Below are 20,484 nucleotides of genomic sequence, written 5' to 3' on the forward strand. Positions count from 1 at the left end.
CGTCCGGCGACCGGGGCACTGGTACGGTAAAAGGTATGGCAACACGTAAGGTGACTCTTTCGCTGGACAGCGGCGCCCTGGAATTCGCCGAACGAGCCGCGAAAGCCCACGGAATCTCGGTCTCGTCCTGGTTGTCCAAGGCGGCCAGGCGCGAGGCGGTGCGCACGGGTTACACCCCGCAGAGGCCGGAACCGGTCGTCGCGGAAGCGGACGAGGCCGAGCGCACCGCGGCGGAAAAGGATCTGCGTGCGCAGGGGTGAAGTCTGGACGTACCACCCCCCGACCGAACCGGCCCGGCAGCGCACGGTGGTGCTGCTGTCCTCGGACGGGGTGAACGAGTCCGAGCGGCCCTGGCTGCTCGGCACCGAGCTGCTCGACCGCGACCCGATGGACATCCTCGGCGTGGCGATCGACGCCCGCTACTGGGTGTCGACGCTCAACCTGACCCGGCTCTACCGCCCGTGGTTCGACGAGCGGATCGCCGAGATCGACCAGGACGTCCAGGAACGCATCGACATCGCCCTGCGCGCCGCTCTCGACCTCTGAAGCCGGCCCAGACCGCGAACCCGCCCACGGCGAACGCTGCGCCGAGGACGCTGGAACCCGTCCACCCGGCGGCGGCGAACGCGGTCGTCGTCGCGGTGGCGCCGAGGGCCGAGCCGAGCGAGTAGAAGAGCATGTAGCCGCCGATGGCACTGCTGGTGTGGTCCGGGTGCGCGGTGGTCAGCAGGTGCTGGTTGCTCACGTGCACGGCCTGCACGGCGAAGTCGAGCACGACCACGCCGGCGACGACGAGCCCCAATGACCACGAAGCCTGCCCGATCGCCGCCCACGACACGGCGAGCAGGACGAGGGCGCCGCTGGTGACGGCACGCGCGTGCCCCGCGTCGGCCCAGCGGCCCGCCCGGGCGGCGCCCAGTGCGCCGACCAGGCCGGCCAGCCCGAAGAGGCCGATCTGGGCCGCGCTCAGCCGCCACGGCGCGGCCGCGAGCGGCAACGCCAGGCCGCTCCACAGCGCGCCGAATGAGGCGAACAGGAAGAACGCGATCAGCCCGCGCGAGACGAACAGCCGTTCGCGGAACAGCCCGCCCAGCAGGGCGAGCGCTTCCCGGTACGAGGAACGACCGGTGCGCGGGTCGGGCGGCAGCGTCTTCAGCACCAGCCCTGCCAGCGCCAGCAGAAGCGCGGCAAGCACGACGTACACGCTGCGCCAGCCCCACGCCGTGGCCAGGCCTCCGGCCGCGACGCGGGCACCGAGGATGCCCAGGACGACCCCGGAGGTCACCGCGCCGAGGGTGCGGCCGCGTTCCCCGGGCTTCGCCAGGGCCGCGGCGTAGGAGACCGTCGTCTGGACGACGACCGCGAACAGCCCGGTGAGGGCCAGCCCGGCCAGGAGCACCCAGAGCCGGGTCGCGGCCGCGGCGACCAGCGCGCCCGCCGCCGTCAGTGCCAGGTGGCCCGCGATGAGCCGGCGCCGGTCCCGCAGGTCGCCCAGCGGAACGAGCAGCGCCAGGCCCGCCAGGTAGCCGAGCTGGCCGGCCGCGACGATCCACCCCAGCCCCGCCGCCGGCACGGCCAGGTCCACGCCGATCCCGGCGAGCGCGGGCTGAGCGGCGTAGATGCTCGCGACCGCCACCGCGCACACCACCGCCAGCAACGTGTTCCGGCCCATCCCACCCCATCGGTAGCAGATTGCAACTGATTCGACCTTACGGCAGAATGGTTTCGAACAGCAACTCTTCCGGAGGTGTGGTGGCCGAGAGCTGGACCGACCCGAACTGCCCGGTGGCCCGCACGCTCGACCTCGTCGGCGACCGCTGGAGCCTGCTCGTGGTGCGCGACGCCATGGACGGCGCCCGGTCGTTCACCGACTTCCAGCAGCGCACCGGGATCGCCCGCAACATCCTCACCGACCGGCTCCGCCGCCTGGTCGACCGCGGCGTCCTCGATCGGCGGACCGCGCCGTCGGGCCGGCGGCAGGTTTACGTCCTGACCCCGGCCGGGCGCGACCTGTTCACCGTGATCGTCGCCCTCCGGCAGTGGGGCGAACGGCACGCCTTCGCCCCCGGCGAAACCCATTCGCTCCTCGTCGACGGCCACGGCGTCCCGCTGCCGCCACTGCAGGCAACCGGATCGGACGGCACCCTCGCCGACGTGGAGACGACTTCGGTGCGCAAAGTGCGGTGACGTCTCGCGTATCCGGAGGGTTGGTTCGCGAGCCGACCCTCCGGGGTCAGCGGGCCACGACCTCCGGAGCCGGGTGGAGCGTGCCGTCCGCGCCGGCGAGGCAGGAGGCGTTGCCCTCCTTGGTCGCGATGAACTCCGTGAGGCAGTTGGCGATCGCCGCGTGGCCGGCGGCGTTGGGGTGGAACGATTCCTGCAGCGCGTGCCCCGCTCGCTCGGCCTGGGCGAGGTCGGCCAGCTGCAGCGTCAGCCGGGTGAACCACTCCGTCGCGGGATTCGCGCCGCCGCTGCACGCCTCGTGCTTGACCCCCGCCTTCGCCAGGTCCAGGAACCGCGCCCCGGTTTGCTGGGCGGCCGCCTTGAGGCCCGAGGACAGGACGCCGATGCCGGTCTGGGCGATCCAGCGCAGGTCCTCGGTGCGGAACGGGCAGCCGTTGAGGCTGCGCAGGTCTTCCGGCAGGTCCGGGCCGATCGGCGCCGCGTAGGACTGCAGGATCAGCTGGTAGTCCGCGGGCACGTACCCGGCGGCGGCCAGCACCCGCTTGACGTCCGAGACCGCGGCCGCCACCTTCGGCACCATCGCGTCCACTTTGGACTGCCAGGTCCGCTTCAGTGCCGTGCTGCACGGCGGGCCGCCCGGGTCGAACCACGCTTTGAAGCATTCGTTGACCTGGTTGGAGAACTTCGGCTCGTCGTTCGCGCCGACCGCGATCACCACCGCGGCCACCCGGTGGTCCTTCACCAGCGCGGCGAGCTGCTGCGCCTGCGAGCCCTCGGTCCACTGCTTGACGTCCCCGAGCGCGACCTGCTCGGCCGGGGCGCCGGAGCAGCCGAGGTTGACGTGCGCGGTGACGCCCGGGACGGCGACCTTCGCCACGAACGCGTGGGGGGAGCGGTGGCACCAGTTGCCGCCCTGGCCGTTGGTGGCGGCGGTGTACTGCCCGGCGCCCTCCCCGGACACGGTGCTGTCACCCATCGCGACGACGGTGAGCGGCCCGGTGCCCGGCGGTCCCTGCCGTGGCTGCGGCTGCCCCGGCTTGCTTTCGGAGCCGAAGAAGGCGAAGAACCCGACCAGCAGGGCCACGCACGCGAGGACGAGGGCTCCCCAATACCACCGAAGACGTCGCATCGCCGCCGATTCTACGGACCGGGTGAGCCGCCCCCGCTCCGGACACCGTGCGTCACGGCAGCCAGCTCCGCACCAGCCGGACGAGTGACTCCGCCAGCGTCGCCGAACCGATCTCCCGGTCCCGCCGCCAGTGCCGGACCTGCTCGGCCGCCAGCGCCGCGAGCAGGACGTCCGCGGCGATCTCGGCGCCGGCCGCGCCGCCGGCTTCGAGCAGGTGCCGGCAGTGCTGCCGCCACAGGGTGTGGGCGCCGGTCCGGAACCGCGCGCCGGTCGTGGCGGTCTCCGAGAGCAGGACGAGGTCCAGCTGCCGGTCGAGGAACTCCAGGTAGGCCTCGACGAACGCGCCGAGCCGGTCCGCGGGCCCGGCACCGGGGCCCAGGGGTGGCGGGCCGGTGAGGATCCGCTCCTGCAGTTCGCGTTCCCGCTGGTCGAGCAGGGCCATGGCGAGGCCGCCCTTGTCGCCGAACCGGCGGTAGAGCGTGCCCTTGCCGACGCCGGCGGCACCCGCGACGTCGTCCATGGTCACCGCGTCGACCCCGCGCTCGGCGAAGAGCTTCTCGGCGGCTTCGAGGACCCGGATCCGGTTGCGGGCCGCGTCCGCCCGTTCGCGGACGGGGGCGCCGAGCACCGGCAGCTCGGCGGGCGTTGACGAAGCGGACTGCGGTCCGCTACGGTTCGAGGACATAAGCGGACTCTAGTCCGATTCTTGGCCCGGCGGAAGCCGACCCCCTTCGAGGAGCACCAAAATGCCCGACCTGCTGCACATTTCCGCATCTCCCCGCGGCGAAGAGTCCCAGTCGCTGCGTCTGGCAGCTGCTTTCCTGGACACCTACCGCACCCTGCACCCGGCCGCCGAGATCGACGAATGGGACCTCTGGGACGGCTCGCTGCCCGCGTTCGGGCCCGCCGCGGCCCGCGCCAAGATGACCGTCTTCGGCGGCGGCACACCCCAGGGCGAGGAAGCCGAAGCCTGGGCGGCGGCGAAGGCGGCGTTCGCCCGCTTCGACGCCGCCGACCGGATCCTGTTCAGCGTGCCGATGTGGAACTCCGGCGTGCCGTACGTGCTCAAGCAGTTCGTCGACGTCGTCTCCCAGCCCGGCTGGATCTTCGGCGTCGACCCCGTCACGGGTTACCGGCACCTCCTCGAAGGCCGCGGCAAGCGCGCCGCGGTCATCTACACCAGCGCGGTGTGGGCACCCGGCCTCGGTCGCGAGTTCGGCGCGGACTTCCAGTCGCCGTTCTTCACCGGCTGGCTGAACTGGACCGGCATCAACGACGTCACCGAGATCCGCTTCCACCCCACCCTCACCGGCGACGCCGTCGAACTCGGCCGCATCGCCCACGAAGCCGCGCGCGACACCGCCAAGACGTTCTGAAGGAGAAGACCGTGACCGACACCATCGACCGCGAAACGCTCGAGGCCGGGCTCGCCGCCGGAAACCTCGTCCTCGTCGACGCGCTGCCCGAATCCTACTACGCGACCCGCCACCTGCCCGGAGCGATCAACCTCGTCGCCGGCGACGTCGCGGCCAAGGCGCCGACGCTGCTGCCCGACAAGGCCGCCGCGATCGTCACCTACTGCTCCAACCCCGCTTGCGCCAACAGCGGCCAGGTCGCCGCGCAGCTGGAACGGCTGGGCTACACCGACGTCCGCAAGTACGCCGCGGGCATCGAGGACTGGGTGTCCGCCGGGCTGCCGACCGAAAGCGGTCAGCCCGCCTGAGTCAGGTCCGTGGATGCCGCCAGCTCGACAGCGACCTCGGCGATCGCCCGCACCGCCGGGTTGTTGTTGCCCGGCACCCACACCAGCTCCGTGCGGGCGACATCGCCCGCCAGCGGCACGAACACCACGCCGCTGCGGCGCAGGCTGTGCGACGAACGGGCCAGCCGGGTGACGCCGACGCCGGCCGCGACCAGCCCGAGCAGGCCCTGCACCGTCGCGGCCCGCTGCACCACCCGCGGGGTGAACCCGGCGGCGGCGAAGTCGTCGTCGTAGCTGCGGTGCCACGGTTCCCAGCTGCCGCGCGGGGTCAGCACCCACGGTTCGCCCGCCAGGTCGGCCAGCTCCAGCGAAGCCCGCCCGGCCAGCGGGTGCTCCGCCGGCAGCACCGCGCACACCTCTTCGGTCAGCAGCGTCCGGGAGGCCAGGTCCCCGGCCAGCGGTGGCCGGGTGAAGGCGAGGTCGAACCGGCCCTCGCGCAGGCCGTCGACGAGCTCGGCGATCGACGCCTCGGCCGTGGTCACCGCCAGCTCGGGGAACCGCTCGCGCACCGCGCGGACCACCGGCGGCAGCAGGTAGTTCGCCGTCGTGGCGAGGAAGACGAGCCGGACGTCGCCGATCTCCCCGCGCACCGCCCGCCCGAGCGTCGCGACGGCTTCTCCGGCGCGGGCCAGCACCGCGCGGGCCTCGGGCAGGAACAGCCGGCCCACGGCGGTGAGCCGCGCCCCGCGCGCGTCGCGGTCGAACAGCCGCACGCCGAGGCCACGTTCCAGCACGGTGATCTGCTGGGACAGCGACTGCTGCGCGATGTGCAGGCCGGCGGCGGCGCGGGTGAGGCTGGTCGCGTCGGCGACGGCGACGAAGTAGCGCAGCTGCCGCAGCTCGGGGGTCACAGGCTCAGACTGTAGCCGCGGCAGGACATCGGTGTTGGCGCCCCGGCCTTGATCGTCTCCAGGATGGAAGGAGGAAAAGCACTGGGAGGAAACGGAAGATGACGAACACCGACGGCCGCGTCTGGCTGATCACCGGCTGCTCCGCCGGCTTCGGCCGGGAGATCGCGCTGGCCGCGCTGGCCGCGGGCGACCGCGTGCTGGCCACCGCCCGCCGGCCGGAAACCCTGACGGACCTGCGGGACCGCGGCGGCGACCGGATCCGGACCGCGGCACTGGACGTCACCGACGCCGGGCAGATCGACGCGGCGGTGAAAACCGCGCTCGACGAGTTCGGGCGGATCGACGTCGTGGTCAACAACGCCGGCAACGGCTCGGTCGGCGCGGTCGAAGAACTCACCATGGCCGAACTGCGCGCCCTGATGGACGTCATGTTCTTCGGCGCGGTCGCGGTCACCAAGGCCGTGCTGCCGCACCTGCGCGCGCAGGGCAGCGGCACGATCGTGCAGCTCAGCTCGATGGGCGGGCAGCTGTCGATGCCCGGCTTCGGCGCGTACTGCGCGGCGAAGTTCGCCCTGGAAGGCATCTCGGAGGCACTGGCCGCCGAGGTGGCGCCGTTCGGGGTGCGGGTGCTGATCGTCGAGCCCGGCGCGTTCCGCACCGAGTTCGGCGGCGGCCGCATGCACCGCTCCCGCACGATCGACGCCTACGCGGTGTCGACGGCGGGAACGCGCGACGCGGTCGAGAACATGGACGGCACCCAGCCCGGCGACCCGGCCAAGGCCGCGGCGGCGATCGTCCGAGCGGCCGGCCGCGACGACGCTCCGCTGCGGCTCGCACTGGGCGCGGACGCCGTCGAAGCGATCCGCGCCCACCACGAAGCCCTCGCGGCCGACCTGGCCGCCTGGGAAGAGGTCAGCCGGGCGACTGCGCTGGATTAGGCCTGCGGGTCCTGCAACAGGCCGAGGACGTTGCTGTCGGCGTCGGTGAAGGTCGCCACCAGGCGCCCGTTGCCGACGTCCTTCGGCTCGTCCTTCACCGTCGCGCCCGCCGCGGTCACTTCGGCGAGCTTCGCCTGGAGGTCCCCGACGTGCCAGTAGGTCACCGGCCCGGTCATGCCCTGCTGCGCGCCGTTGGGCACCAGGCCGATGTGCTGGCCCCCGGTGTCGTAGCCGACGTAGTAGGGCGCGTCGGCCTGCGGCTCGAGGCCCAGCAGCGCGGTGTAGACGGCCTTGGCGGCGGCCAGGTCGGTGACGGTATTCCCGGCCCGCGCTTCTCGATTCCTGATCGGTCGGCCGAGCACCGTCGGCCGAGCAGCGTCAGCCGAGCAGCGCCGTGAGCACCCCGTCGAGCAGGCGGACGCGGCGGTCGGCGATGCGGTGGACCTCCTCGTCGTGGGTCGCGACGAGCACGGCCGCTCCCTCGTCGGCGCACCGGCGCAGCAGCCGCAGCACCCGGGGCGTGCTGCCCGCGTCCAGGTGCGCCGTCGGCTCGTCGGTGAGCAGGACGCGGGGACGGCCGGCCACCGCGCGGGCCAGCGCCACCCGCTGCTGCTGCCCGAACGACACCTCCAGGGGGTAGCGGTCGCCGAGGTCGCCGATGCCCAGCTCGTCCAGGAGCTCGGCGACCCGGGCGGCGATCGACGGCGCCGAGGGGCGCGGGACGTCCGAACGCAGCCGCAGCGGCAAGGCGACGTTCTCCGCGATCGTCAGCTCGTTGGCCAGCCCGAGCGCCTGCGGCAGCACCGCGCAGGTGTGCCACGACGGTGCGCCGCTGATCGGGACGCCGTCGAGCAGCACGGAGCCGGCGTCGGGGGAGTCGAACCCGCACAGCAGCGCCAGCAGCGCGCTCTTGCCGGACCCGGACCGGCCCGACACCGTCACGAGCTCGCCGGCGCCGACGCTCAGCTCCAGCCCGCGCAGCACCTCGATGTCCCCGCTGGGGTGGGCGAAACTGCGGCGCAGGCCGACGGCCTCCACGAGTGTCATGCCAGTGGCTCCCGTTCTTCGACACCTTCGAGCGACCCCTTGTGCAGCCGCGCCACCCGCCGGCCGAGGCCGATGAGGCGTTCGTCGTGCGAGGCGACCAGTACCGCGAAGTCCTGGTCCACCAGGTACCGCAGGGTGTCCAGGACCAGGTCGGCCGACGCCTCGTCCAGCTGCGACGTCGGCTCGTCGGCGAGGATCACCGTCGACCGCGCGGCCAGCACGCACCCGAACGCCAGCCGCTGCTGCTGCCCGCCCGAGAGCGCCGAGATCTTCCAGCCGCCGGTGCCGTGCAGGCCCAGCTGCCCGAGGATGTCCTCCGGAGTGCACTCCGTGCCGGCGGCCTCGGCCGCGGCACGGAGGTTCTCGGCCACGCTCAGGTAGCCCAGCAGGTTGTCGGCCGGGTTCTGGAACACCAGCCCCAGGTGGTGGCGCCGCAGCGCCCGCCGCTCCCGGTGCTTGAGCTTGCGGACGTCGGCGCCCTGGAAGGTCAGCGTGCCGCGCGCGGGCTGCTCGAACAGCCCCAGCACCCGCAGCAGCGTCGACTTCCCCGAGCCCGACGGCCCGGCGAGCACGGTCATGCCGCGCGCCGGCACGTCGATGCTGACGTCGTCGACTCCGGTGACGACCCCGGCCGGCGTCTGGTAGTCGACGCCGATGCCGCGCAGGGAGAAGATCGGTTTCTCAGGCACGGATCAGCTCCGCGGTCCGGGCGGTGCGCACCGAGCGCACCGCGATCCAGCCGGCCAGCGCGACGACGGCCACGCCGATCAGGACGACGGTCAGCACGAACGGCAGTGGATCCGGCAGCTCCGAGCGCGGCGCGAGGAACGTCGCCGGGTCGAACCGGGGCACCGACAGGCCCGCCACCGCGACCCCGCACACGACCCCGACGACGATCGCCAGCCCGCTCAGCGCGCCCAGCTCCATCAGGTGACTCGCCAGCAGCGTTCGCGGCCGCATGCCCATCCGCAGCACCAGCGCCCCGGCCAGCGCGTTCTGCCGCCGCCGGACCTCCACCGCCACGAGCAGCGCCAGGATCGCCACCACCCCGAGCACCGCGCCCAGCAGCGCCACGAACGAGAACGTCCACGACACCACGAAGAACGGCAGACCGTCCAAAGCGGACTCCCGGCTGACGCGGTTCGGGATGAACACCCCCGCGGCGCGCAGCGCGGTGGTCGCCTCGGCCATCGGCGACGTGGTCAGCACGCTCCACTTCGGAATGCCGTTCAGCTGCGCGTGGCCGAGCACCGTGCGCGAGACGACGTAGCCGGGGGAGGTGCCGATCATCGGGAACACCGGCAGGTCGCCGGCGACGACGGCGTCGGGCAGCCCGTCCGGCAGCCGGGCCTCCTGCTTGGCCGTGTGCCCGACGCGGATCACCGGCGTGCCGCGCGGGTCGGGCCGGGAAATCTTGCGCAGCAACCCGTCCAGGTCGCCGGTGGGGATCCGGTCCACCGCGGCGCCGCGGGCGAACGTCGCCGGGTCGACCACCAGCACCACGCTGCCGGTCCCGGTCAGCTCGCCGACCACCGTGCTGGTCCCGGCCAGCGACGGGGGCATCGCGACGGCACCCATGCCGATCGGGCTGTCGGTGTCGAGGCGGGCGTTGCTGCCGACGAAGATCGCCGACTTGGTTTCCAGGGCCTCCTCCTGGCCGTTGGCGATGCCGAGGCCGGTGGCCAGCGTGCCGATGGCGAGGGTGCCGATGACCAGCACCCCGGTCACCGGGGCGCGGGCGCCGGCCAGCCGCCGGATCGCCAGCTGCAGCGCCGGGCGCGACCAGAACCGGGCCCGGTGCGAGGCGTGCAGCGCCAGCCACGCCAGCCGCGCGGTCAGCAGGCCCACCGTCAGCACCACGAACACCGGGTAGGTCAGGGCCAGCGGGTCGACCTGCGGCAGCGGATTGCCCAGCCGGGACGTCGTGCCGTAGCGGACCAGCCGGGTCCAGCCCAGCCACGCCATGCCAGCCGTCGCCAGCTCCCACGGGAAGTACGCCAGCCACCGCACCCGGTGGCCGCCGCGGCGCACCCGGCCCAGCTCGAACTCCCGGTGCACCCGCACGGCGACGACCAGGGCCAGCAGCACCAGCGACACCGCCAGCGTCACGGCCGCGACCCCGGCGGCGCGCAGCTCGGCCGCCGGATCCGGCACGCCGGGCGGGCCGTACACGCCCAGCAGCACCCGCGCCGCGACCGCGCCGGCGGCGCCGCCGAGCAGGACCGGCAGGCCCAGTTCGGCGACGGCGAGCCCGCCGAGCGCCGCGGGGCCGCTGCCGCGCGCGGAGAGCAGCCGCAGCTGCGCGTGCCGCCGCTGGTACCACTGCAGGGCGACCGTGCCGAGGCCGGCGCAGCCGACCAGGACGCTGATCAGCGCGAGCGGCAGGATCGACACGAACACGTTGTCCTGCGCCTGGCGGGCGATCTGCACCGAGCGCTGGAACGTCGGGACGTCGGCGGCGATCAGCGAGCCGAGGCCCTGCGCGGTCAGATCGGCGCGGACGTCGGCGATCAGGTCCTGCGAGCGCTGCAGCAGGTCCTCCGCCGCGCTCAGCGTCTTCGGCGCCGGCTCGTAGAAGGAGACGTGGAAGTACTGCATCGTCGGCAGGCCGATCGCCTTGACCGCGTCGTCGAAGGTCTTGCGGTCGGTGGCGAAGACGATGGAATCGATCGGGTCGTCGACCAGCCGGTCGATGACCGCCCCGGACTGCTGCGAGCACCACCACCGCGGCGGCGGATCGAGCAGGTCGCGGTAGATGCCGGTGACCGGCGGCAGCGCGACGCCCTGCAGGCTCGGCCTCGTGCCGAGGCCGATGTGCTCGGCGTCGGCCACCACGTTGCCCAGCCACAGCCCCGGCGCGCGCGAGCCCTGCTGCAGCGTCAGGTTGTCCAGGCCGGCCTGGTCGCGGTAGCCGAGGCGGACCTTGTAGTGGGGGTCGCCGTTGAACTCGGTGCCGGGGAGCACGTTGGTGAACTGGCCGACGACGGGCGCGCCGAACCCGTGGGCGGCGGCGTGCCGCTGGATCGCCCCGGTCACCGCGGGGATGTCCTGCACCGGCATGTTGCCCTTGCCGAACATCGGGCCGTAGCTGTCCGGGCAGGTGATGCCCGTCTGGTACTCGACGGCGGCGCCGCCGGCCGCGGAAGCCTGCAGCACCGCGGCCGTGCCGAGGAAACACGCCAGCAGCGAGGTCACGGCCGCGACGAGCAGCGTCAGCGGGCTGGAGAGAGCGGCCTTCGGGGCCGCCCGCCACGGTTTGGTCACTCTGCGTCGTCCATTCTTCCCCCGCATCACCCGCATGGACGCGCACGCTACCGGCCACCCCGCCGTGTCGGCACGTTTTTGGCGTGATCGTTGCTCACCCCGTGTGTTTGCGCCGGAACCGGCCGCCGCGACCAACCGGGACCGCCATCCGGCCGGTTTAGTGGTCTAGACCTTGACGTTGCGATTGGTCTGATCCAATCCTGGGAACGTCCCGCCGTGCCGCGCCGCCGCATGGCTTCCCGCCCGCACTGGAGCGCAGATGCGTCGACGCAGGCTTTTCTCCCGATTGTCCGTTTCCCTGGCCCTGGCGGCCTTCTCGGCCGGCTCCCTGGTCGCCGTGGCCGGTCCCGCCCAAGCCGCGACGCCGCTGCCCACGCACGTCTTCGCGCCGTACTTCGAAGCCTGGACCGGGGAGAGCCCCGCCGCGCTGGCGCAGCAGTCCGGCGCCAAGCACCTGACCATGGCGTTCCTGCAGGCCGCCACCAAGGGCTCCTGCACCGTGTACTGGAACGGCGACACCGGCATGCCGGTCTCCGGCGGCACCTTCGGCGCCGACATCACCACCATCCGCTCCCGCGGCGGTGACGTCATCCCGTCCTTCGGCGGCTACACGGCCGACAACACCGGCACCGAGATCGCCGACAGCTGCGCGAGCGTCGACTCCATCGCCGCGGCCTACGAGTCGGTGATCACCACCTACGACGTCCCGCGGCTCGACATGGACATCGAGGACAACTCGCTGACCAACTCCGCCGGGATCGACCGCCGCAACAAGGCCATCAAGAAGGTCCAGGACCGGGCCGCGGCCTCGGGGCGGTCCCTGCAGATCTCCTACACCCTGCCCACCACCACCCGCGGCCTCGCCGACAGCGGCCTGGCCGTGCTGCGCAACGCCGTCGCCAACGGCACCCGCGTCGACGTCGTCAACCTGATGACCTTCGACTACTACGACAACGCCGCGCACCAGATGGCCACCGACACCCAGACCGCGGCGACCGGCCTGGTCTCGCAGCTGGGCGCCCTCTACCCGGGCAAGACCCAGGCGCAGCTGTGGGCGATGGTCGGGATCACCGAGATGATCGGCGTCGACGACTTCGGCCCGGCCGAAACGTTCACCACCGCGGACGCCGCCACCGTCTACAACTGGGCCGTCGCCAAGGGCATCAACACGCTGTCCTTCTGGGCGCTGCAGCGCGACAACGGCAGCTGCCCCGGCGGCGCGGCGGCGGACAACTGCTCCGGCATCGCCCAGGACACGTGGTTCTTCAGCCACGCCTTCGAGCCCTTCACCGGCGGCACCTCCGTGCCCGGCAACGACTTCTCCCTGGCCGCGAACCCCGCCTCGGCCACGGTGGACCCGGGCGGCTCGGCCTCGGCGACCGTGACGACCGCCGTGACCTCCGGCGCCGCCCAGCAGGTCACGCTGTCGGTCACCGGCGCACCCGCCGGCGTCACCGCGTCCGTCAGCCCCGGCTCGGTGACCGCGGGCGGCAGCGCGACGCTGTCGGTGAGCACCACCGCGGCCGCCGTCCCCGGTGTCTACCCGCTGACCGTGACCGGCGCCGCGGCCTCCGGCAGCCACAGCACCTCCTTCACCCTCACCGTCAAGGGCCCGCCGCCCGCGGGCGGCGTCGTCAACGGCGGCTTCGAGACCGGCGCACTGAGCCCGTGGAGCGCCCCCGGCGACACGATCGTCGCCTCGCCGGCGCATTCGGGCACCCACGCGCTGCAGGTGGTGCCCACGGCGTCGGCCACCGGCGAAGCGGCACAGAACGTCACCCTCGCCCCGAACCACGCCTACACGCTCACGGCGTGGGTGCAGGGCAGTTACGCCTACGTCGGCGTCCGGGGCGGCGCGACGGCGAGCGCGTGGACCTCCGGCGGCGGCTGGACGCGGCTGTCGGTGCCGTTCACGACCGGCGCGTCGGGTGCGGTGACGGTGTACGTCCACGGCTGGTACGGCCAAAGTGCCGTCTACGCCGACGACTTCGCGATCGGCTGAGCCCTTCGGCGGCGGCCCGGTTGGGCAACACGGAGGTTGGCCGGGCCGCCGCCGGCCGAGAGACTTCGCGGGGAAGATCTTCCGCCCCCGCGAGGAGGAACCGATGCCGCACATCCCGCTCGACCCGGAACTGCCGGGGATCACCGCGCTCTTCGCCTACCGGCCGGAGACCGCGGCCCCGCTCGGGCAGCTGGCCGAAGTGCTGCTGCGCGGCCCCAGCACCCTCACGGTGGGGGAGCGCGAGCTGATCGCCGCCGTCGTGTCCAACGGCAACGAGTGCCGCTTCTGCACCGGCAGCCACGCCGCCGCGGCGGCGGAAACCCTCGACGGCGGCCGCGCGGTGGTGGACGCCGCCTGCGGCGGGATCGACGACGCCCCCGTCTCGGCGAAGGTGAAAGCCCTCCTGCGGATCGCCCTCGCGGTCCGCGAGACCGGCCGCGCGGTCACCGCCGAGCTGATCGCCGCGGCCCGCACCGAGGGCGCCACCGACGTCGAACTCCACGACACCGTGCTGATCGCGGCGTCGTTCTGCCTGTTCAACCGCTACGTCGACGGCCTGGCCACGGTGGCCCCGGACGACCAGGCGGTCTACGACCAGATCGGCAAGCGGCTGGCCACGGGCGGCTACGCCCGCTAGCGCCTGTCAGAGTCTTCACGGCGGGCCGGTGCGGCAGGGCCCGGCTCCAAGTCCTGCCGCAGTTGTCGTGAGTGTTTAGGAGGGTTAGAACCCTCCCAAACACTCACGACAACCCGGCCGCCCACTCAGCCCGGGGTCTTCCGCACCTGGCGGCTGCCCCTCGCGACTCCGATACAGGCGCCAGGGCCGCGTGCTTACTGGAGGACCGCGATCGGGAGGATGACCAGCTCGCCGCTGTCCGGCCGCCACGCCTGGCTCTTGCCGAGGCACCGCGCGTTGAACTGCCCCTGCGGCACTTCCTTGCGGCGCAGGTGGTCGTCGTGGCAGGCGACCCGGACCCGCGCGTCGCAGTCACCGATGCGCGCGTGCAGCACGACCTCTTCGGCGGTCTCCTCGGCGACGGTGAACCGGCCCTGCACCACCACGTAGCCGTCGTGGACCTCGGACAGCAGCGGCGAACGCGTCCGGCGCCACGCCCGGTCGCCCTGCACCACCCTGGTCGTCAGGTTCGCGTGCACGACGCCGTGCTGGGCTTCCAGGGACTTCAGCGCCATCCCCAGCAGGGAGTTCGCCGTGACGTGGACGTTGTAGCTCGTCTCCGTCTCGTGCCCGCGGTTGCCGCCGCGGCCGAACTTGAACCACTGGCTGGTGAACCCGAACGAGCCGTCGGTGCTGCGCCGGACGAACTCCCGGATGGCCCGCTGCGCGATGTCGCCGTAGCCGCCCTGCTGGCAGAGCTCGATCACGCGGGTCTCGTCCAGGTAGAACGGCAGGCCGGGCAGGAGCACCGGGCGGCTGCGCCGCACTACCCCGAGCACCAGCACGACCAACGTCACCACCGCGGCCAGCGCGGTCACGACCCAGACCCACCAATCCAGCACCGACCACAGCAGCCCTCTATCGACAGCCACGAAGCTCCCTCACCGCCTCTGTCAACGATTCCGCGTTGCCGTCGACAACGCGCCCGCCGGTCGCGGCGGTGACCCGCCCCAGCTCGGCCGGGTCGGCTTCGCCGAACCGGATGGCGTACGTCGGCCCGGCGTCGTGCCGGCCGGCGAGGAACGCGTCCAGGCCCAGGCCCGCGTTGTTTTCGCCGTCGGTCATCAGCACGATCGACGCCCCCGGCTTCGCGATCCGGTAAGCGCGTTCGAGGGCGGACCAGATCGCCGTGTACGGCCGCAGGTCCGCCGACGCCACGACGGCCCGCAGCGCGTCGGCGTCCGGCCGGCCCGCCACCGTGATCGCGCGCTCCTCCAGCACCTCACCGGCGAACCGGATGATCGTCACCTGCTCGCCGGCGTAGAACCGGTCGAACCCGCTCAGCGCGGCGAACGCCCGGCGCAGCGCCGCCACCCGCGGCCCGGCCATGGACAGCGAGTAGTCCAGCACGAAGACCACCTGACGGCCGGTGCCCGCCCGGTCGTAGGCCTGCAGCAGCCGGTCGAGGACCTCCTGCCGGTCCGGGAAGTACAGCGGGTCCCCGATCGGCGTCGCGAGTTTCCCGGTGCGCGGCACCGCCGGATCGGCCGGGCGCCGGAACGTCCGGTCCATGATGGCCCGCTGGGCCGCCGGGGTGCGCAGCCACTGGACGACCTTGTCGTAGGCGGCCCGCTTGCCCGGGTTCAGCAGCATCAGCGGGTAGTCCGCGAGCACGATCCCGTCGCGCGGGTAGACGACTTCGAGCGGCTCGCGCAGCCGTCCCGACGCGTTGAGCGCCAGGATCGCCGACTCCGGCGCGACGATCCCGCCGACCTCGTCCTGGCGGCGCACGTACTCCCCGGTGACGTCGGGCGCGCCGAACGCCCGGCCCGAGAGGAAGCCCTGGATCCGGTCGCAGCGGACGTCCTCCGGGCGCAGCGCCGCACCGGTGCCGGCCGCCGCGGTGGCCACGCCGATCAGGGCGGCCATCCCGGTGCCGGAGACGTGCGGATCGGCCATGCCGTACTTCAGCTCGCCGCCGGCGGCGCGATCGGCGATGTCCGCCCACGTCGGCTGCGCGCCCAGCTTCGCCGCCTGGCTCGCTTTCACGCCGAAGACCAGCGGCGACAACATGATCGACGTCGACAGACCCGGTTCGGCGTCCCGCAGCCGCAGGAACCGCCCGGTGGACAGCCAGGCGAGGTCGAACCCGCAGTCCAGCTCCGCGGCCGCCTCCATCGTGCCGCGGTAGGCCATGGCCAGTTCGACCCCGGTGTCGCGGCGCAGATCCGCCAGCACCGGGCCGAGATCGGCGAGCTCGCTGGTGGCCAGCACGGTGAGCTTCGTGTCGGCCGGCCCGCGGGGACTGCAGGCGGTCAGCAGGAGGACCAGGACGAGGACGACCCTCACCACCGGCAGTCCCCGATCTCGTCGACCATCTTCCGGAACTGCGCGTTCCCGGGCAGCCAGGTCTCGGTGTCGGCGATCGAGGTCGACGGCTCCGGGATGCCGCGCTCCCGCAGGTACCCCGCGAAGTCGAACTGCGCGCTGGGTGCCGAGTACACGTGGAACCCGAGTTCGACGGCCCGCCGGCGCAGTGCGGCATCGGACATCAGCAGGGCGCCGATCGCGTCGCCCTCGGGGCTGAACGAGATCAGGTCGGGCGCGGTCTCGTGCTGGGCACTGGGGTACAGCAGCACCCGTTCGGTGTCGAGCCCGAGGCCGTTGTCGAGCCGCCGGTTCTGGTAGGCGAGGTACTGGTGCTCGTAAATGACCGCGACGGTCGCGAAGCTGCGTGCTTCCGGCACGAAGTAACTCGGCGCCATGTCGTCGCTGTGCTGGCCTTCGGCGTCCAGCATCGGCTTGATCGCGCGGGCCTGCTCCACGGCTTCGGCTTCCGTCGCCGCCGGATGCGAGTAACGCGCGAAGGCGACCAGCCCGACGTACGCGGCGCCCGAGTAGCTCCGGCACGGGTCGGGCGACTGGGCGAGCATCCGGTTCGCGCTGAGGCCGGGGTCGTAGTCGTTCCAACGGGCCTCGCCGGCGACGAGCGCCATCAGCTTGGCCATCGCGACGCTGTAGTACAGCGGCGGATTGCCCTCGGACTCCTGCGGCTCGGCCACCTCGGCCGTCGTCAGCGCCCGCGCGTAGTTGCGGAAGGTGGCCAGCACGAGCGGGGTGAAGAACGGCCGGGGGACGGCCCGGTGCCCCCCGTCACCGGGCCGCACCGCGGTCAGGGCACGACGTCGGTGACCGTGTCCTTGACGACCTGCCACCGGCCGTGCTCGCGCACCAGCGTCAGGCTGATCGTGTAGTGGCGGTCGATGCCGTGCGACGGCTCGAGGTAGTGCGCGTCCAGGATGGCGAAGCCCATCTTGCAGCCCTCGACGACGGTGTGCGTCACCGTCCACGGCATCGAGTACTCGTAGGGCACCTTGAACTGCTGCTCCAGCACCGGGGTCACGTTCGCGTCGTAGCCGATGTAGAGGTTGCCCTTGCGGCCCACGGTGACCATGTCGCGGTGGATGATCGCGCTGTAGCGGGCGGCGTCGCGCTTGTTGTAGCTGTCCATGTCCTCCCACACGGCGTGGTCGAACGCCCGCCGGCACTCCTGCGGCCGGCCGCCGTCCCGGTCGCCGGCCGCGGTGGCGGCCGGTGCGCCCAGCACCGCCGCCGCCAGCGTGGTCCCCAAGGCCGCGTAACCCCACTTGCGCATCTGCTTTCCCTCCGCCGAGCTGCGTTCCGGCCCCCGACGCTGCCGCGGCGGCGCATCACAGCTGCATCACTTCCGCACCGGCGCCGCCCCGCGGGTGGTTAACCTCGCCCGCGGGGTGAGTGATGGAGTTCCGCGTCCTGGGTCCGGTGCGAGTGCTCGGCGGCGGGCGGCCGATCGGGCCGTCCGGGCCGCGCCAAGAGCGCATCCTGGCGGCGCTGCTGCTCGGCGCCGGCCGGGTCGTGCCGGTGTCCCGGCTGGTCGACGTCGTGTGGGACGGCGAACCCCCGGCGACGGCGGTGCGGCAGGTCCGCAACCTCACCACGGCGCTGCGGCGCGCGCTCGTCGCGGCCGGCGCCGGCGAAGACGTCCTCACCGCCGAGGGCCCCGGCTTCGCGCTGCGGCCGGGCGTGTTCGACCTCCACGCGTTCGAGGAGCTCGCCAACCGGGGCGAGTACCGGGCGGCCCTGGACTGCTGGCGGGGGCCCGCGCTCGCCGGGGTGGACAGCGCCGCGCTGCGCCCGGACGCCGAACGCCTGGAGGAGCGCCGGCTGGCCGTGCTGGAGCAGTGCCTCGCCGCCGAGGTCGACGCCGGAGACGGTCACGCCGTCGCCGAGCTGACCGCGCTGGTCGCCGAACACCCGCTGCGCGAAGGGTTCGTCGGGCTGCTCATGCGGGCGCTGCACCATGCGGGCCGCCAGGCCGACGCGATCGACGTCTTCCAGCGCGCGAAGCGGCGGCTGGCCGACGAGCTCGGGATCGCGCCGGGCGCGATGCTGCGGGCCCGCTACGAGCGGCTGCTGCACGACGAGCCCGCGCCCGGCCGCTGCTTCCTGCCCTACGACGTCCCGGACTTCACCGGCCGCGCGGCCGAGGTCACCCGCGCCGCCGAGGCGTTGCGCGCCGGGCGGCCGGTGGTGGTCGACGGCATGGCCGGGGTCGGGAAGACGGCGTTCGCGGTCCGCGTCGCGCACCGGGCCACCGCGGACTTCCCCGGCGGGCAGCTGTTCGTGGACCTGCACGGCCACACGCCCGGCCGCGACCCGCTCCCGGCCGAAGCGGCCCTGGCCGCCCTGCTGCTGCAGACCGGTGTGCCGGCGAGCCACCAGCCGGACGGGCTCGACGAGCGGGCCGCGCTGTGGCGGTCCCGCGTGGCCGGCCACCGCCTGCTCGTCGTGCTCGACAACGCCCGCTCGGCGAGCCAGGTCGTGCCGCTGCTGCCGGGTGGCCCGGGCACCGGGGTCCTGGTGACCGGCCGTCGCCGGCTCGCCGCGGTGGACGGCGCCCTGGCGCTCGGCCTCGACGTGCTGCCGCCGCCGGAAGCCGAAGCCCTGTTCACGGCCGCGGCCGGCGGACGGCCCGGCGCCGGCGTCGCCCGGCTGTGCGGGTACCTGCCGCTGGCGCTGCGGATCGCCGCCGCCCGGCTGCAAGCGCGTCCACTGTGGACGGCCGACGACCTGGAGGCGCGGCTCGGGTCCGAACGGCGCCGGCTGGGGGAGCTGCGCGCGGGCGGCCGGGACGTCGCGGCGGCGTTCGCGCTGTCCTACCGCGACCTCGCAGCCGGGCCGCGGCGGATGTTCCGGGTGCTGGGGTCCCACCCGGGCGGTGACTTCGCGGCCGCCGCGGCGGCCGCCCTCCACGGCACCGACGTCACGGAGGCCGAGCGGCTCCTCGAGGACCTGCTCGACGCGCACCTGCTCCGCCAGCCCGCCCCCGGCCGCTACGGCTTCCACGACCTGATCGCCGAGCACGCGCGGGCGGTGGCGGACCCGGACGAGGCCGCGGCGGCGCTCAACCGGCTCCTGGACCACTACCGCGACGGCGAGTTCTCGTTCGCCGCCGAGCGCGCCAACCTGGTCGCCGTCACCGCGCTCGAAGGCCACGACGAGCACGTCTGGCGCATCGCCGACCGCGCGGTGGCCGCCCTGCGCGAGCAGGGGCACCGCGACGAGCTGACCGCGCTGGCCCGCGCAGGGGCCCGGGCCGCCGACCGGCTGGGCGACCCGCACGCCCGGCAGCTCGGCCTGGCGAACCTCACCACGGCGCACTGGGAGACCGGACGGCTCGCCGAGGCCGTCGAAGCGACGGCTGACCGGCTGCGGCTGGTCCGCGCGTCCGGCGACCGCGCGGCCGAAGCGGCGGCGATCGCCCGGATGGGCACGCTGCACGGCATGCTCGGCCGGTACGCCGACGCGGTCCGGCTCTACCGGCAGGCGCTGGTGCTGGCCGGCGAGACGGGCAGCCACGCCGTCGCGTGCGTGGCCTGGAGCAACCTCAGCAACGCCCAGGAGGTGCTCGGGCAGTACGAGGACGCGCTGACGTCGGCGGCGCGCGCCCGCGCGATCCGCGAGGAACTCGGCGACGATCGCGGCGCGATCCTGGCGACGGCGCAGCTGGGCCTGGTGCTGGCCCGCCTCGGCCGGCTGCCGGAGGCCCGGGAGGCCGCGGACAAGGCGGTGCGCGCGGCGATCGAGGCGGGCTACGCGTTCGGGGAGGCGTGGAGCCGCATCGACGCCGCGGAGGTCCTGCTGGCGGACGGCCACCCGCGCCAAGCGCACGCCCACGCCGACCGGGCGTGCACGATCCTCGGGCGGCTCAACCACCCGCTGCTGCTGACCATGGCGGCCAACAGCCTCGGCGCGGCGGCCCAGGCTCTCGACGACCCGCTCGCGGCGGCGAGGGCGTACGGGGTGGCCCTGACGACGGCCCGGCGGATCGGCTACCGCGCCCAGGAAGCGCGGGCCCTGCTCGGCTTGGGGACCGCCAACGCCGCGTTGGGCCGGGATGCGGAGGCGGAGCGCCAGTTGAGGGCGGGCCGCGCGATGCAGGAGGAACTCGGGTTGGCCCCGGTCACGATGTCCTGACCGCCCGGCCACCGGCGCAAGTCCGCTTGCGCCCCAATGTGGCGTTGGTTGCGTCTGACGCACCCAATGTGGCGTTCGGTGCGTTGGGCGCAACCAATGTGGCTTGGGTTCTTGGGGTGGTTGCAACATCGTGTGGTTGGAGGGTGTTGTGGCTGGTCGGGTGGGTCGGGTGTCG

21 protein-coding genes are annotated in these 20,484 nt (G+C 73.5%); 9 read left to right on the plus strand and 12 right to left on the minus strand.

Translation table 11 applies throughout. The annotated features are described in order from the left end of the window. Positions 1 to 35 precede the first annotated feature (35 nt). A complete protein-coding gene (locus tag Q5425_RS28955) occupies positions 36 to 260 on the plus strand; it encodes a hypothetical protein (RefSeq protein WP_308675488.1) in 225 nt (74 codons plus the stop codon). Beyond that, positions 247 to 546, plus strand: coding sequence for a hypothetical protein (locus Q5425_RS28960; protein ID WP_003092405.1), 300 nt, complete (start codon positions 247 to 249; stop codon positions 544 to 546). Before Q5425_RS28955 ends, Q5425_RS28960 begins: the two co-directional genes overlap by 14 nt. Here the strand turns inward: Q5425_RS28960 and Q5425_RS28965 are convergent. Continuing rightward, on the minus strand, positions 437 to 1,672 hold the full coding sequence (locus Q5425_RS28965; RefSeq protein ID WP_308675489.1) for an MFS transporter: 1,236 nt from the start codon (positions 1,670 to 1,672) through the stop codon (positions 437 to 439). The genes Q5425_RS28960 and Q5425_RS28965 overlap by 110 nt on opposite strands. A gap of 47 nt (positions 1,673 to 1,719) precedes the next feature. On the opposite strand from Q5425_RS28965, the gene Q5425_RS28970 reads away from it, so the two are divergent. Beyond that, positions 1,720 to 2,187: a helix-turn-helix domain-containing protein gene (locus Q5425_RS28970; RefSeq protein WP_308675490.1), complete on the plus strand. Its 468-nt coding sequence runs from the start codon at positions 1,720 to 1,722 to the stop codon at positions 2,185 to 2,187. A gap of 46 nt (positions 2,188 to 2,233) precedes the next feature. On the opposite strand, the gene Q5425_RS28975 is transcribed toward Q5425_RS28970, so the two are convergent. Both Q5425_RS28975 and Q5425_RS28980 read right to left on the minus strand, forming a co-directional pair. Further along, on the minus strand, positions 2,234 to 3,313 hold the full coding sequence (locus tag Q5425_RS28975; protein WP_308675491.1) for a GDSL-type esterase/lipase family protein: 1,080 nt from the start codon (positions 3,311 to 3,313) through the stop codon (positions 2,234 to 2,236). 52 nt (positions 3,314 to 3,365) lie between these two features. Beyond that, on the minus strand, positions 3,366 to 3,998 hold the full coding sequence (locus Q5425_RS28980) for a helix-turn-helix domain-containing protein (RefSeq protein WP_308675492.1): 633 nt from the start codon (positions 3,996 to 3,998) through the stop codon (positions 3,366 to 3,368). A gap of 61 nt (positions 3,999 to 4,059) precedes the next feature. On the opposite strand from Q5425_RS28980, the gene Q5425_RS28985 reads away from it, so the two are divergent. Together Q5425_RS28985 and Q5425_RS28990 are read left to right on the plus strand one after the other, a co-directional pair. Then, on the plus strand, positions 4,060 to 4,689 hold the full coding sequence (locus Q5425_RS28985) for an NAD(P)H-dependent oxidoreductase (protein WP_308675493.1): 630 nt from the start codon (positions 4,060 to 4,062) through the stop codon (positions 4,687 to 4,689). An 11-nt stretch (positions 4,690 to 4,700) separates the two neighbouring features. After that, entirely contained in the window at positions 4,701 to 5,036 is a 336-nt protein-coding gene (locus Q5425_RS28990; RefSeq protein ID WP_308675494.1) for a rhodanese-like domain-containing protein, read from the plus strand. Here the strand turns inward: Q5425_RS28990 and Q5425_RS28995 are convergent. Next, a complete protein-coding gene (locus Q5425_RS28995) occupies positions 5,024 to 5,926 on the minus strand; it encodes a LysR family transcriptional regulator (RefSeq protein WP_308675495.1) in 903 nt (300 codons plus the stop codon). The two genes, Q5425_RS28990 and Q5425_RS28995, sit on opposite strands and share 13 nt — an antisense overlap. Positions 5,927 to 6,024: 98 nt before the next feature. Between Q5425_RS28995 and Q5425_RS29000 the strand changes: the two genes are divergently transcribed. Beyond that, complete coding sequence (locus Q5425_RS29000; protein WP_308675496.1) at positions 6,025 to 6,864, plus strand: oxidoreductase; 840 nt, start codon at positions 6,025 to 6,027, stop codon at positions 6,862 to 6,864. Here Q5425_RS29000 and Q5425_RS29005 read toward each other — a convergent pair. From Q5425_RS29005 to Q5425_RS29020, 4 genes are read right to left on the minus strand one after another with little or no spacing between them, the layout of a single operon-like run. Continuing rightward, a complete protein-coding gene (locus tag Q5425_RS29005) occupies positions 6,861 to 7,226 on the minus strand; it encodes a VOC family protein (RefSeq protein ID WP_308675497.1) in 366 nt (121 codons plus the stop codon). The two genes, Q5425_RS29000 and Q5425_RS29005, sit on opposite strands and share 4 nt — an antisense overlap. A gap of 16 nt (positions 7,227 to 7,242) precedes the next feature. Continuing rightward, on the minus strand, positions 7,243 to 7,911 hold the full coding sequence (locus Q5425_RS29010; protein ID WP_308675498.1) for an ATP-binding cassette domain-containing protein: 669 nt from the start codon (positions 7,909 to 7,911) through the stop codon (positions 7,243 to 7,245). Further along, complete coding sequence (locus Q5425_RS29015; RefSeq protein ID WP_308675499.1) at positions 7,908 to 8,600, minus strand: ATP-binding cassette domain-containing protein; 693 nt, start codon at positions 8,598 to 8,600, stop codon at positions 7,908 to 7,910. Before Q5425_RS29015 ends, Q5425_RS29010 begins: the two co-directional genes overlap by 4 nt. Then, positions 8,593 to 11,175 (minus strand): FtsX-like permease family protein, encoded by a 2,583-nt coding sequence (locus tag Q5425_RS29020; protein WP_308675500.1) that lies wholly within the window; start codon positions 11,173 to 11,175, stop codon positions 8,593 to 8,595. The genes Q5425_RS29015 and Q5425_RS29020 overlap by 8 nt, the downstream gene beginning before the upstream one ends. Before the next feature lie 286 nt (positions 11,176 to 11,461). Between Q5425_RS29020 and Q5425_RS29025 the strand changes: the two genes are divergently transcribed. Together Q5425_RS29025 and Q5425_RS29030 are read left to right on the plus strand one after the other, a co-directional pair. Next, positions 11,462 to 13,177 carry a glycosyl hydrolase family 18 protein gene (locus tag Q5425_RS29025; RefSeq protein ID WP_308675501.1) on the plus strand — a complete coding sequence of 572 codons (1,716 nt, stop codon included), beginning with the start codon at positions 11,462 to 11,464 and terminating at the stop codon, positions 13,175 to 13,177. Between the two features lie 103 nt (positions 13,178 to 13,280). Then, positions 13,281 to 13,814: a carboxymuconolactone decarboxylase family protein gene (locus Q5425_RS29030; protein WP_308675502.1), complete on the plus strand. Its 534-nt coding sequence runs from the start codon at positions 13,281 to 13,283 to the stop codon at positions 13,812 to 13,814. A 194-nt stretch (positions 13,815 to 14,008) separates the two neighbouring features. Here the strand turns inward: Q5425_RS29030 and Q5425_RS29035 are convergent, their stop codons facing one another. Genes Q5425_RS29035 through Q5425_RS29050 form a run of 4 tightly spaced genes read right to left on the minus strand, consistent with a single transcriptional unit; the run spans position 14,009 to position 17,448 of the window. Next, on the minus strand, positions 14,009 to 14,725 hold the full coding sequence (locus Q5425_RS29035; RefSeq protein ID WP_308675503.1) for a hypothetical protein: 717 nt from the start codon (positions 14,723 to 14,725) through the stop codon (positions 14,009 to 14,011). After that, positions 14,712 to 16,145 (minus strand): VWA domain-containing protein, encoded by a 1,434-nt coding sequence (locus Q5425_RS29040; RefSeq protein WP_308675504.1) that lies wholly within the window; start codon positions 16,143 to 16,145, stop codon positions 14,712 to 14,714. The genes Q5425_RS29035 and Q5425_RS29040 overlap by 14 nt, the downstream gene beginning before the upstream one ends. Beyond that, positions 16,139 to 16,960, minus strand: coding sequence for a hypothetical protein (locus Q5425_RS29045; RefSeq protein WP_308675505.1), 822 nt, complete (start codon positions 16,958 to 16,960; stop codon positions 16,139 to 16,141). The genes Q5425_RS29040 and Q5425_RS29045 overlap by 7 nt, the downstream gene beginning before the upstream one ends. 5 nt (positions 16,961 to 16,965) lie before the next feature. Beyond that, positions 16,966 to 17,448, minus strand: coding sequence for a hypothetical protein (locus Q5425_RS29050; protein ID WP_308675506.1), 483 nt, complete (start codon positions 17,446 to 17,448; stop codon positions 16,966 to 16,968). Positions 17,449 to 17,570: 122 nt separating this feature from the next. On the opposite strand from Q5425_RS29050, the gene Q5425_RS29055 reads away from it, so the two are divergent. Continuing rightward, complete coding sequence (locus tag Q5425_RS29055) at positions 17,571 to 20,309, plus strand: BTAD domain-containing putative transcriptional regulator (RefSeq protein ID WP_308675507.1); 2,739 nt, start codon at positions 17,571 to 17,573, stop codon at positions 20,307 to 20,309. Positions 20,310 to 20,484: the final 175 nt, after the last annotated feature.

The organism is Amycolatopsis sp. A133, assembly GCF_031082405.1.
Classification (GTDB): domain Bacteria; phylum Actinomycetota; class Actinomycetes; order Mycobacteriales; family Pseudonocardiaceae; genus Amycolatopsis.

What these genes read in the sequence shown, in the direction of transcription:
- Q5425_RS28955 (WP_308675488.1), top strand. Translation starts at nt 36, where the DNA reads ATGGCAACACGTAAGGTGACTCTTTCGCTGGACAGCGGCGCCCTGGAA.
- Q5425_RS28965 (WP_308675489.1), bottom strand. Translation starts at nt 1,672, where the DNA reads ATGGGCCGGAACACGTTGCTGGCGGTGGTGTGCGCGGTGGCGGTCGCG.
- Q5425_RS28970 (WP_308675490.1), top strand. Translation starts at nt 1,720, where the DNA reads ATGGTTTCGAACAGCAACTCTTCCGGAGGTGTGGTGGCCGAGAGCTGG.
- Q5425_RS28975 (WP_308675491.1), bottom strand. Translation starts at nt 3,313, where the DNA reads ATGCGACGTCTTCGGTGGTATTGGGGAGCCCTCGTCCTCGCGTGCGTG.
- Q5425_RS28980 (WP_308675492.1), bottom strand. Translation starts at nt 3,998, where the DNA reads ATGTCCTCGAACCGTAGCGGACCGCAGTCCGCTTCGTCAACGCCCGCC.
- Q5425_RS28985 (WP_308675493.1), top strand. Translation starts at nt 4,060, where the DNA reads ATGCCCGACCTGCTGCACATTTCCGCATCTCCCCGCGGCGAAGAGTCC.
- Q5425_RS29000 (WP_308675496.1), top strand. Translation starts at nt 6,025, where the DNA reads ATGACGAACACCGACGGCCGCGTCTGGCTGATCACCGGCTGCTCCGCC.
- Q5425_RS29010 (WP_308675498.1), bottom strand. Translation starts at nt 7,911, where the DNA reads ATGACACTCGTGGAGGCCGTCGGCCTGCGCCGCAGTTTCGCCCACCCC.
- Q5425_RS29030 (WP_308675502.1), top strand. Translation starts at nt 13,281, where the DNA reads ATGCCGCACATCCCGCTCGACCCGGAACTGCCGGGGATCACCGCGCTC.
- Q5425_RS29050 (WP_308675506.1), bottom strand. Translation starts at nt 17,448, where the DNA reads ATGCGCAAGTGGGGTTACGCGGCCTTGGGGACCACGCTGGCGGCGGCG.
- Q5425_RS29055 (WP_308675507.1), top strand. Translation starts at nt 17,571, where the DNA reads ATGGAGTTCCGCGTCCTGGGTCCGGTGCGAGTGCTCGGCGGCGGGCGG.